The organism is Arthrobacter sp. 01T414 (genome assembly GCF_056398965.1).
In genome coordinates, this window is record NZ_JBFTQK010000003.1 from 230,397 (window position 1) to 241,438 (window position 11,042).

An 11,042-nucleotide genomic window follows, 5' to 3' on the forward strand; every position below is an offset into this window, starting at 1 on the left:
GTCGGGAACGGGAGACATGGGTTGTGAGAGAAGCTAGCACCGGACTGCTCGTCGAGCTGGATCCGGAAAGCAATGTGACGGACCTGCTGCTGGAGCAGCACGCCAAGGACCCGGTACATGCGCTTTACTCCCGGAAGGACCCATCCGGCTGGACGGACATTCCGGCCCAGCAGTTCTTGGAACAGGTCAGGGCCCTTGCCAAGGGGCTGATCGCCGGCGGGCTTGCCCCGGGCGAGACGGTCGCCGTCATGTCCGCCACCCGCTACGAATGGACCGTGGTGGATTTCGCCATCTGGTTCGCCGGCGGGGTGACCGTCCCCATTTACGAGACGTCTTCCCCCAGCCAGGTCGAGTGGATCCTGCACGACTCCGGCGCGCGCCTGGTCTTCGTCGAAGACCAGGTGAAGGCCACGCTGGTCCGGGGCGTCCTGGACGGCTCCGGGCTGCTCGCGGGCCGGGTGCTTGGCGTCGTCCGGATGGACTACGACGGCGCCGCCCCCAACCTGGCCAGCCTCGCGGCTGCCGGCAGCGGCGTCAGCGACGCCGAGCTGGAGCGGCAGCGCCGCACGGCCGGGCTCGACGACGTCGCCTCCTTGGTCTACACCTCCGGCACCACGGGCCGGCCCAAGGGCTGCGAGATCACGCACGGCAATTTCGCCCTCGTCGCGAAGAACATTGTCCTGTTCCTGCAGGAAATCCTGCTGCAGGACCGGACCCGGACGCTGATGTTCCTGCCGCTGGCCCACGTCCTGGCCCGCGCCGTTCAGGTCGTCTGCCTCAGCGCCGGCACCACGCTGGGCCACACCTCCAGCGCCAAGGAACTGCTCGAGGACCTGGGCACGTTCAAGCCCACGTTCCTGCTGGTGGTGCCCCGGATCTTCGAAAAGGTCTACGCAGGCGCCGCCCAGAAGGCGGCCCAGGCCGGCAAGGAACGCCTCTTCGGCGCGGCCGCCGCCGTCGCGATCGGGTATTCGCAGGCCCTTGACGCCGCCGCCCGCGGCGAGGGACCCGGCCCCGGCTGGGGGCTGCGCGCCAAGCACCGCCTCTTCGACCGTTTGCTCTATCCCAAGCTCCGCCAGGCGTTCGGCGGCAGCCTTGGCTACAGCGTCTCCGGGGCGAGCCCGCTGAGCGCCCACGACGCGCACTTCTTCCGGGGCGCCGGCGTGCCGGTGCTCGAAGGCTACGGGCTGACGGAGACGACGGCGCCGTGCACGGCCAATATCCCGTCGCGCACCAAGGTGGGTACCGTCGGCATTCCGATCCCGGGCACCACGATCCGGATCGCCGACGACGGCGAGATCCTCGTCAAGGGCATCGGCGTCTTCAAGGGCTACCACGCCAACGAGGCGGCCAACGCCGAGGCGTTCGTGGACGGCTTCTTCCGCACCGGCGACCTGGGCTCCCTGGACGCGGACGGCTTCCTGACCATCACCGGCCGGAAGAAGGACCTGCTGGTCACCGCCGGCGGAAAAAACGTGGCGCCCGGGCCGCTGGAGGAAAAAATCCGCGAGCACCAGCTCGTGGCCCAGGCGGTGGTGGTCGGGGACGGGCGGCCGTTCGTCTCAGCCCTGGTGAACCTAGACCCGGAAGGCCTGGAAAACTGGTGCGCCGCGCAGCGCATTCCCGTCATGGGTACCGCCGAGGCAGCGGCGAACGACCAGGTCCGCGCCGCCATCCAGGCCGCCGTCGACGACGCCAACACGCTGGTCTCCAAGGCGGAGTCGATCCGCACCTTCGTGGTGCTGGACACCGATTTCACGGTGGAATCCGGACACCTCACGCCGTCGCTTAAGCTCAAGCGTTCCGCCGTCGTGCGCGACTTTTCGGCGCACATCAACCGGATCTACGGCTAGGACCCGATGCGCCCGTCGCGGCGCACACAAAAGCGGCCGGCACTTTCGTGCCGGCCGCTTTGTTATTCGGGTTTTTTATTCGGGGTTTCCCAGGCTTAGGAAGCGCCCTCGCGGCGGGAGGCCGCCTCCTCGCGGCTGGCCGCCTCGGACACGGTGGCCCCATCCTCGCCGGCCGGGGTTCCGGCCGGGATCCCGGCGTCGCCGTTCCGGCTGCGCTTGAAGCGGCGGCCCTTGAGTTCGGCCGGATCCGCGGCGTTGTCCCCGGCTTCCTCGGCGGCGGAGGCAGTACGGGTCCGGGGCGGGAGCCCGCGGCGCTTGCGGGTCGGCCAGGTGAGGATCAGGGTGACGAGGGCGGCGAGCAGGACAAGCACGCCGATCACGATCCCGGCGTCGACCCAGAACTGGGCCGGGAACAGCCGGATCAGGGTGTCCTCCAGGGAGAACGTCCAGCTGCCGTTGGCGAAGAAGATGCGGTGGAAATCGGTGAAGAACTGCTCCCACCCCAGGAACGCGAGGACGCCCAGCCCGATGATGATCACCAGCGTCGCGATCGAGCCGGCGAACAGTCCGCGGCGCACTCCCCCGGTGCTGCGCCGGCGCAGGTACAGGATGGCCACCAGGCTGAGCAGCACCAGCAGGGCGCCGGCGCCGAAGGCGGAAAGGATGACGAGCTTGACGTCGGCCATGTGGCTGACCTCGCCGTCCTTGAAGAGCGGTTCTCCGGAGCGGTTGACGAGCTGGCCGAGGTAGCGGGGGCCGGACCAGTTGCTCAGGTAGTCGACGGCGTAGGAGCCGTAGGTCATCCGGTCGTCGGTGTTGAAGCCGTAGCCGTCTCCCGGGAACCCCGGTCGGTTGTACTCCACCCAGAGGAACAGCGGGCTGGTCACCGCGCGGACGGCCAGCACCAACAGGATGACCGGGTAGCAGACCGCAAGCAGCACCTGCATCACCCGGGGGGCGACAGGCTTGGCGTTGGCGGCCTGTTCTCGCTCGGCGTTGCGGCGGTCCACTTCTTCGCGCGGCGGCCGGACCTGCAGCGCAGATGTGGGCAGCGGCTCGTTGAAAGCTCCGTCCCCGGTGGCGGCAGGCGTGGCTGCGGCCGGCGTGGCTTCGGCTGCGCCGGCGGACGTTGCGCCGGCCGCTGTGTCCTCGGCGGCCCTCCGCTCGGCGCGTCGGCCCTGGCGTTCGCCCCCGGCGCTGGCCCGGGCCGGTTCCCCCGGGACCGGCGAAGCGGCGGTCCGCTCCGCCTCGGGTGCCGCGGTAGTCCGCTCAGCGGCCGGCGCAGCGGCGGTCCGCTCAGCGGCCGGTGCCGCGGTGGTCCGCTCAGTCTGCGGCGCAGCGGCGGTCCGCTCGGTCTCGGGAGTTCCGGAGGCGGCGTCGGCCCGCTTGCCCGTGCCGGCCGGCTTCATCCACTCGAAGGCAGGCTCGCCGGCGTCGTCGGCCGGATCCAGGTGCGGATCCTGCCGATTCGGAGGGGTGGGACTTTTTTCGGTCACTGCAGCTTCGCTTCCGTAGGGTTCCGCGCCGCCGGGCCTCGGTCCGGCAACGCCACATATCTGACACCGAGCCTACCGTCCGGGCCTCAGCCCCGACGAGGTGCCACCCCGTGGCCGGGCCGATTCAGGCGGAAATTTCGGCGTAGCCGGCGTCCCGGCTGCCGAGGTCACCGGTGGCGCCGGAGCGGTGTGCCCGCCCGCCCACCACCAGCACGTACGCCCAGTACGACGCCAGGACGGCGGCGCCGATCGCGATCTTGGCCCACACCGGCAGCTCGCTGGGCGTCACAAACCCTTCAACCACGCCCGAAACCAGCAGCACCAGGACCAGCCCGAGAGCCACCGTGATGAGCGAGCGGCCTTCCGCGGCGAGCGCCTGCGAACGACGGCGCGGCCCGGGAGCCACTACTGCCCAGAAGATACGCAGCCCGGCCGCGCCGGCCACAAAGACGGCCGTCAGTTCCATCAGGCCGTGCGGCAGGATGTAGCTGAAGAACACGTCCAGCTTCCCGGCGCCGGCGAAGACCCCCGCGGCGACGCCGACGCTCTGGGCGTTGCCGATCAGGATCATCGGGACCCAGAACCCGGTGATCCCCAGCGCCACGGCCTGGGCGGCGATCCACGCGTTATTGGTCCACACCAGGCCGGCGAAGGACGCGGCAGGATTCTCTGAGTAGTAGTTGATGAAGTCCTGCTCCACGTAGCGGCGGACCTCGGCATCCGAGCCCAAGGCCCGCAAGGCGTCCGGGGAGTTGCCGATCCAGAGGGCGTAGGCGGCGGCGACGAGGCAGAACGCGAGCCCGCACCAGACCGTCAGCCAGCGGATCCGGTACAGCGCGGCGGGCAGCGCCACGACGAAGAACTGCGCGAGGTCCTCCATAAAGTTCGATCGCGCACCGGTGAACCTGGTGCGGGCCTGGGCGAGGCTAGCTGACAGTGCCTCGGAGAGACCGCTCTCGGGCGCGACAGAGCGCAGCAGCGAGAGGTCGGCCGATGCGCCCTGGTAGAGCCGCAGCAGCTCGTCGGAGTCGGCCCCGCTAAGCCTGCGTTGGTGCGCCAGCGCGTGCAGCCGCGCCCATTTGTCCCCGTTCACCAGGGAGAACGCCTCGATGTCCACGGCACCACCCTAACGCCCGCGGACCCCCAGTTGTGCCCGCGCGCCCGTTCCCGCCCAGAACCGCGCCGGACGGTGGTTAGACTGTGCCTGATTGGCAGAGAAGCGGGGGTCCGGTTTGAGTTCCATCATCACAGGCGAGGGCGTGGTCCTTGAGCTGCGGCCGGCGTCGTTTGCGGCCCGGGCGCTGGGCCTGCTGCTGGACGTACTGGCACACGCCGCCGTGCTCTGGGGCCTGATGGTGGTGGTCGGTGCTGCCGCGCCCGAGCTGGACCCCGCCGCCATGGGAGCCCTGGTCACCGTCGCGGTCGTCTTCTGTTTCGTGGTGCTGCCCGTCACGGTGGAAACCCTCAGCCGCGGCCTGTCCCTGGGAAAACTGGCCACCGGGCTGCGGATTGTGCGCGACGACGGCGGTGCGATCCGTTTCCGGCATGCCCTGATCCGGGGGCTGGTAGGTTTCGTCGAGATTTACGCGACGGTGGGCGGTCTGGCGATCGCCGTCGCGCTCTTCAACGGCAAGTCCAAGCGGCTCGGCGACCTGGTGGCCGGAACCTACGCGCTGCGGCGCCGGGTCCGGGCCGAAGCCCCGATCCTGCACAGCGTGCCGTACCCGCTGCAGCCCTGGGTTTCACTCGCGGACATCGGCCGGATCCCGGACGCCGCGGCCCGCCGCGCCTCGCTCTTCATCCGCCAGGCCCACCGCATGGCCCCCGGTTCCAGGGTGGCGATGGCGCAGTCGCTGGCCACCGAGCTGGCGGCGCACGTCGCTCCCCCGCCGCCAGCCGGAACCGGACCGGAGGAATACCTGGCCGCGGTGCTGGGCGAGCGGAGCCGCCGTGAACTGGACCGGCTGCGGCTCAGCCGGGAACGCAGCGCTCGCCTCGGCGCCCGGCTGAGCAGGTTGCCGCACCAGCGGGCCCGCTGACCGCGGGGCCGTTGCCGGCCGCAGCGGCTCAGCGTTTGCCGCAGCGGCTCAGCGTTTGGCGTACTGGGCCCAGGGGATGTTCCAGTCGCCAAAGCCTTCCAGCGGCTCCACCGGCGCCGCGCCGGTGTTCAGCGTCTGCACCACGTCGCCGGTCTTCATGTTGGTGAAGAACCACTCGGCGTCCGCCGGGAGCAGCCCGACGCAGCCGTGCGAGACGTTGAACCGGCCCACCGCACCCCACGCGGATTCCAGCGCCTGGTGGACGTAGACGCCCGACGTCGTCAGCCGGTTGGCGTACTCCACCGTCAGCGGCGGATAGTAGCCCTTGTCGCCGGGCTTGAGGCCGATGCTGCCGGCGTTGAACTTGGAGCGGCGCTCCTGCTCCATGATCACGGCGTAGCCGGACGGGGAAAGCCAGTCCTCCCCGCCAAGGGTGACCGGGGCGGTCCTGACCAGCCGTCCGTCGAAGTAGACCTTCATGGTCTTCGTGATGTCGTCCACGACGGCGAGTCGCTGCGGGCCCACCTTGTAGGACACCGGGACATCGGAATTGCCGACCATGCCGTTGCCGAAATCGACGCCGAACAATTTCAGGTCCACACTGATCCGGCTGTTGGCGGCCCAGAAGTTCTGCGGCCGGATCCGGACGCGCCGGTCGGAGTACCAGCGCCAGGCGACGGCCTGGCGGGAGGAGACGGTGACCTTTACGGCCTTCTCCATGGCTGCCTTGTTGATGACCGGCTCGCTGAACACGATCTCAATAGGCTGGCCGGCACCGATGGTACTGCCGTTGAGTGGGTAGACCGCGGCGTCGGCTTCGTTGGCCGTGGCGACGGTCGAGAAGCTCTGGACTTTCTTGGTCTCCCGGCCGGCGAGGTCCACGATCGTGAAGCTGTACCGGTAACGGGTGTCGAACTCCAAGGGATCCGCAGCGGTCCAGGTGGCACCGTCCGCGCTCGTGGTGCCGGGGACAGGCGCGCCGCCTGATTCGGGCTGCAGCACCACGTCCTTGACCACCCCGTTGACGGCCTTGACCGAGGGCAGCGCGGCCGGGTTGACGTCCCGGGCGCCGTCGGTCGGCGTCACCCCCAGTTCGACCGCCTTCACGACCGGTGCCACCAGGCCGGAGACGTTGCGCATCGGAGACGCCGATTCCGAGGGCAGATCGCTGTCCGCCCAGACCGGGCCTGTGGCGACGCCGATTCCGCCGGCACCGATGGCCAGGCAGATTCCGGCCACGGCCAGCATCTTGCCGGTATTTCTACCCCGCGTGCGCGGCCTTACCGTCTTGTCCATCCTGCATCCCCCAACTGCATATCCCCCGCTGCAAGTTCCCGGCACAAGTTCCCCGGGGCCCGGGCTTAGTTCGCGTATTTGGCCCAGGGGATGTTCCAGTCCCCGAAGCCGTCGTCGTACGCAGCGTAATCCCCGTCGGTGTTGACCACCTGAACCACGTCACCGGTGGTCATGTTGTCGAAGACCCACTTGGCGCCCGCCGGGCCGAGGCCGACGCAGCCATGTGAGAGGTTCACCTTGCCGATGTAGGGCATCGCCGAGGCCGTGGCCTGGTGGATGAACTCGCCGCTGGGGGTCAGGCGTGTGGCGTAATTGACGTCGAGCTGGCCGTAGTAAGCCGGATCGCCTGGTTTGAGCCCGATGGTGGAGGCGTCCATGTGCTCCACCCGGTACTTTTCCATCAGCACAAGGTAGCCGCGCGCCGACGGGAATCGGGTGTCACCCATGGTGGCGGGCCACTTCCCGACTTGCCGGCCGTTGATCGAGGCCGTGAACGTGTGGGCCTTGGCGTCGGCCACGGCGACCTTCTTGTCCCCGATGTGGACCGTCACCTTTTTATTGAAGTTGCCGATCTGGCCCCGGCCCAGGTTCACACCGAAAAGCTTGATGTCCATGGTGATGGTGCTGTTGGCCGCCCAAAAATTCTGCGGCCGGTACCGGACCATGGAGTTGGAGTACCAGTGGAAGTCCCCGACCTGCCCCGAGGTGGAGCTGATCTTGATGGCTTTTTCGACGGCGGCGCGGTTCAGCACCGGCTCGCTGAAGGTGAGCTGGAGCGGCTGCGCGACCCCGACCTTCATGCCGTCCAGCGGATAAATGGCCGCGTCGGCTTCGTTGGCGGTGGTGACCGTGGTGAAGCTGCGCGTGTTGTCGGTGGTGCGTCCCGCGCCGTCAACCACGGAGTAGCTGTAGGTGTACTGGGTATTGAATTCGAGCGGTCCCGCGGCGGACCAGCTGGTGCCGTCGGCGCTGAGCGTTCCGTCCACGGCTTGGCCCGATTCGCTGGTCAGGGCCGCGCGCTCAATCTTGCCGTTAGCGACTTTCAAGGTCACGGGCGCAGCCGGGTTGACCTGGCTGGCGGCGTCGGCCGGCGCAGCGGCCAGCTGGAGCGGCGGCACGACCGGGAAAGCCAGGCCCTGGGTGGATCGCTCCGGCGAGCCTGATTCGGAGGCAAAGGACGGGTGGGCCAGCGGACCTGCCGCGGCGAAGACTCCGCCGCCCGCTGCCAGGGCACACACCGCCGCCAGGACGGCGGCTTTTCGGCCGGTGCTCCAGGTTTTCGGGACGATCACGATACTCGGGTCCTTCCAGACGTTACCTTGAAAGCATAAGTGAGTTTCCGGTGCGCCCCGCCCTGGTTTGCGCCACGATACGGTCACAAAAGGGCCCCGGACGGCAGTCCGGGGCCCCTCTTAGCTGGCATGTGTGCCGTCTACAGCCGGTGTTTAGTAGCGGTAGTGCTCCGGCTTGTAGGGGCCGGCGGCGTCGAGATCCAGGTAGGCGGCCTGTTCCTTAGTCAGCTCGGTCAGCTGCGCACCGAGGGCGTCGAGGTGCAGACGGGCCACCTTCTCGTCGAGGATCTTCGGCAGCACGTACACCTGCTTTTCGTACTCGCGTTCGCCCTCGGGCTGGCCTGCCTTGGTGAACAGTTCGATCTGCGCGATGGTCTGGTTCGCGAAGGAGTTGCTCATCACGAAGGACGGGTGGCCGGTGGCGTTGCCGAGGTTCAGCAGGCGGCCTTCGGACAGGACGATGATGGAGCGCTGCTCCTCCGTGCCGGAGTCAAAGACCCATTCGTGCACCTGCGGCTTGATCTCGACCTTCTTGATGCCGGGAATCCGGGCCAGGCCGGCCATGTCGATTTCGTTGTCGAAGTGGCCGATGTTGCCCACGATCGCCTTGTCGCGCATCCCGGCCATGTGCTCGGCCATGATGACGTCCTTGTTGCCCGTGGTGGTGATGAAGATGTGGCCCTCGGCCAGGACGCTCTCGAGGGTGGCCACCTGGTAACCGTCCATCGCCGCCTGCAGCGCGCAGATCGGGTCGATCTCGGTGACGATCACGCGCGAGCCCTGGCCGCGGAACGCTTCCGCGGCGCCCTTGCCGACGTCGCCGTAGCCGCAGACGACGGCGACCTTGCCGCCCATCAGCACGTCGGTGGCGCGGTTGATGCCGTCCGGCAGCGAGTGGCGGATGCCGTACTTGTTGTCGAACTTGCTCTTGGTGACGGAGTCGTTGACGTTGATCGCCGGGAACAGCAGCTTGCCCTGCTCGGCGAGCTGGTAGAGGCGGTGGACGCCCGTGGTGGTCTCCTCGGTCACGCCGAGCAGGCGCGAGCCGATCCGGGTCCACTTCTGCGGGTCCTTCTCCAGCGAGGCGCGGAGCACATCGAGGAAGACGCGGCCTTCCTCGGACTCGTCATCGCCGGCTGCTGGCACGGCACCGAGGGCTTCGAACTCCGCGCCCTTGTGCACCAGCATGGTGGCGTCGCCGCCGTCGTCGAGGATCATGTTCGGGCCCAGGTCCGGGTTGGCGTCCGCGCCGGGCCAGGTCAGGATCTGCTCTGCCGTCCACCAGTATTCCTCGAGCGTCTCGCCCTTCCAGGCGAACACGGGGACGCCCTGCGGGTCCTCGACCGTGCCCTGGCCGACCACAACGGCTGCGGCTGCCTCGTTCTGGGTGGAGAAGATGTTGCAGGACGCCCAGCGGACTTCGGCGCCGAGGGCGGTGAGGGTTTCGATCAGCACGGCGGTCTGAACCGTCATGTGCAGCGAACCGGCGATCCGGGCGCCCTTCAGCGGCTGGCTTGCACCGAATTCCTCGCGCAGGGCCATCAGCCCCGGCATCTCGTGCTCTGCCAGGCGAATCTGGTGCCGGCCGGCCTCGGCCAGTGAAATGTCGGCAATTTTGTAATCGAAGGTCATGGGGATCCTTTGTGATAGCCGGAATGAAGCTGAAGTAATTGCAGGTGGTTCGGCGCCGGGACGCCCTCCGATGGGCCGGCCGCGGAATTTCCCGCCGCCGTCCGGGGCGGGCTACTCTGCTGCGTGGCGGGGCACGCGGTCGTTCCGGCCGCCGTCGTGCTGATCCGAGGACGCCGCGGTGGCGGCGGCCAGCAGTTCCGGCGGGAGCAGCAGCGGGATGCCGTCCTCAATCCTGTAGCGAAGCTGCTGGCCGTTGGCGTCGGGGGAAACGGCGACGAGCTCTTCGCCTTCCTGCACCAGGGCCGAGCCGGTCACGGGGCAGCGCAGGACAGACAACAGTTCGGGACTGATAAGTGGCATGGTGAAGGCTCCCTGGGGGCGACGCCGGTGGCGCCGATGGCGTACGGAAATTTCTGTTCCCAGCCTACCGCCAGTTCGCGGCTCAGGAGGGTTCGCGCAGGACGCGCAGATGCCCCCGGCGGGTGCCGTCGGCAGCAGCAGGGGCTTCGAGGGCCGGATGCGCGGCGCGCTGGCTCTGGGCGGGTTCCGCGGGCCCGGGCCGGGCAGCGGCCTCGCGGACCGCGTGGGCGAGGGCCAGCAGGTCGTCCGGGCCGGGACCGGCCGGGGTTGCCGGCATCGCGAGCCTCAGGACTTCCCAGCCCCGCGGAACGGTCAGGGTATTGGCGTGCTGTTCGCAGAGGTCGTAACAGTGGGGTTCGGCGTAGGTGGCCAGCGGGCCGAGGACGGCCGTTGAGTCGGCATAGACGTACGTCAAAGTGGCCACCGCCGAATTGCGGCAGGCGGACCTTGAACACTGACGAATTGCACCCACGACATCACAGACTACTCCCCTCGTCCCCTGCTCCCGCGCATTGAAACGCGCCTCCCGTCCGCCATATCGCAGAAATCAGGCGCCGGGTTTAGAGTCAAGGTATGCAGTCATCGCACCATGATCCCGGCTTTACGGTCCGGTTGGCTGACCCCGGCGACGGCGTCGCCGCCAAGGGGAAGAGCTTTCGGCAGCGCCGCAGGAACCGGCACGGCCGCGGCCTGCGCGGCGAGTTGATGCTTCCCACCCTGCCCGGATACCGGACACGGTCGGACCGCTTTGATGACTTTGTCCTGGATTCGGCGCAGCGCCTGCACGACATCTGGGGCAAACCGCTGGACGGCGTCCGTTTCGCGGTCGAGGAAATCCCGCCCGGGCTCGAGAAACTTGTCGCTGACGGCACGCCCGCGCCGATGGGCTCCTACGTTCCGGCAACGGCGGAGGAGGGCCCCGTGATCACGCTGTACCGGCGGGTTGTGGAGCAGGCCTGCGGCAGCCGCGAAGAACTCCAGGACCTGGTGCATGACGTAGTCGTGGAGCGTACGGCCGAGATGCTCGGCGTCCCGCCCGAGTCGCTGGACCCGGTGTACCGCCGCCGCTACTAG

At 68.6% G+C, this 11,042-nt stretch carries 10 protein-coding genes; 3 read left to right on the top strand and 7 right to left on the bottom strand.

What is annotated here, in order from left to right:
* Positions 1-23 precede the first annotated feature (23 nt).
* Positions 24-1,853: an AMP-dependent synthetase/ligase gene (locus AC1DK9_RS09480; RefSeq protein WP_476915749.1), complete on the top strand. Its 1,830-nt coding sequence runs from the start codon at positions 24-26 to the stop codon at positions 1,851-1,853.
* A 95-nt stretch (positions 1,854-1,948) separates the two neighbouring features.
* On the opposite strand, the gene AC1DK9_RS09485 is transcribed toward AC1DK9_RS09480, so the two are convergent.
* Positions 1,949-3,349 (bottom strand): TIGR01906 family membrane protein, encoded by a 1,401-nt coding sequence (locus AC1DK9_RS09485; protein ID WP_476915750.1) that lies wholly within the window; start codon positions 3,347-3,349, stop codon positions 1,949-1,951.
* Between the two features lie 124 nt (positions 3,350-3,473).
* Positions 3,474-4,466: a stage II sporulation protein M gene (locus tag AC1DK9_RS09490; protein WP_476915751.1), complete on the bottom strand. Its 993-nt coding sequence runs from the start codon at positions 4,464-4,466 to the stop codon at positions 3,474-3,476.
* A gap of 115 nt (positions 4,467-4,581) precedes the next feature.
* Between AC1DK9_RS09490 and AC1DK9_RS09495 the strand changes: the two genes are divergently transcribed.
* Positions 4,582-5,388, top strand: coding sequence for an RDD family protein (locus AC1DK9_RS09495; RefSeq protein ID WP_476915752.1), 807 nt, complete (start codon positions 4,582-4,584; stop codon positions 5,386-5,388).
* A 48-nt stretch (positions 5,389-5,436) separates the two neighbouring features.
* Here AC1DK9_RS09495 and AC1DK9_RS09500 read toward each other — a convergent pair whose 3' ends face one another.
* The 5 genes from AC1DK9_RS09500 to AC1DK9_RS09520 form a co-directional block, all read right to left on the bottom strand.
* Complete coding sequence (locus AC1DK9_RS09500; protein ID WP_476915753.1) at positions 5,437-6,684, bottom strand: L,D-transpeptidase; 1,248 nt, start codon at positions 6,682-6,684, stop codon at positions 5,437-5,439.
* Between the two features lie 65 nt (positions 6,685-6,749).
* Positions 6,750-7,976, bottom strand: coding sequence for a L,D-transpeptidase (locus tag AC1DK9_RS09505; RefSeq protein ID WP_476915754.1), 1,227 nt, complete (start codon positions 7,974-7,976; stop codon positions 6,750-6,752).
* Between the two features lie 153 nt (positions 7,977-8,129).
* A complete protein-coding gene (ahcY, locus tag AC1DK9_RS09510; RefSeq protein ID WP_476861791.1) occupies positions 8,130-9,608 on the bottom strand; it encodes an adenosylhomocysteinase in 1,479 nt (492 codons plus the stop codon).
* Positions 9,609-9,719: 111 nt separating this feature from the next.
* Positions 9,720-9,968, bottom strand: coding sequence for a Trm112 family protein (locus AC1DK9_RS09515; RefSeq protein WP_476915755.1), 249 nt, complete (start codon positions 9,966-9,968; stop codon positions 9,720-9,722).
* A gap of 82 nt (positions 9,969-10,050) precedes the next feature.
* Positions 10,051-10,440, bottom strand: coding sequence for a DUF3499 domain-containing protein (locus AC1DK9_RS09520; RefSeq protein WP_476861793.1), 390 nt, complete (start codon positions 10,438-10,440; stop codon positions 10,051-10,053).
* A gap of 101 nt (positions 10,441-10,541) precedes the next feature.
* On the opposite strand from AC1DK9_RS09520, the gene AC1DK9_RS09525 reads away from it, so the two are divergent.
* Positions 10,542-11,042: a metallopeptidase family protein gene (locus AC1DK9_RS09525; RefSeq protein WP_476861794.1), complete on the top strand. Its 501-nt coding sequence runs from the start codon at positions 10,542-10,544 to the stop codon at positions 11,040-11,042.

Excerpts from the sequence above, each read along its gene's own strand:
- AC1DK9_RS09500 (WP_476915753.1), bottom strand. The coding sequence starts at position 6,684 with ATGGACAAGACGGTAAGGCCGCGCACGCGGGGTAGAAATACCGGCAAG.
- ahcY (WP_476861791.1), bottom strand. The coding sequence starts at position 9,608 with ATGACCTTCGATTACAAAATTGCCGACATTTCACTGGCCGAGGCCGGC.
- AC1DK9_RS09515 (WP_476915755.1), bottom strand. The coding sequence starts at position 9,968 with ATGCCACTTATCAGTCCCGAACTGTTGTCTGTCCTGCGCTGCCCCGTG.
- AC1DK9_RS09525 (WP_476861794.1), top strand. The coding sequence starts at position 10,542 with ATGCAGTCATCGCACCATGATCCCGGCTTTACGGTCCGGTTGGCTGAC.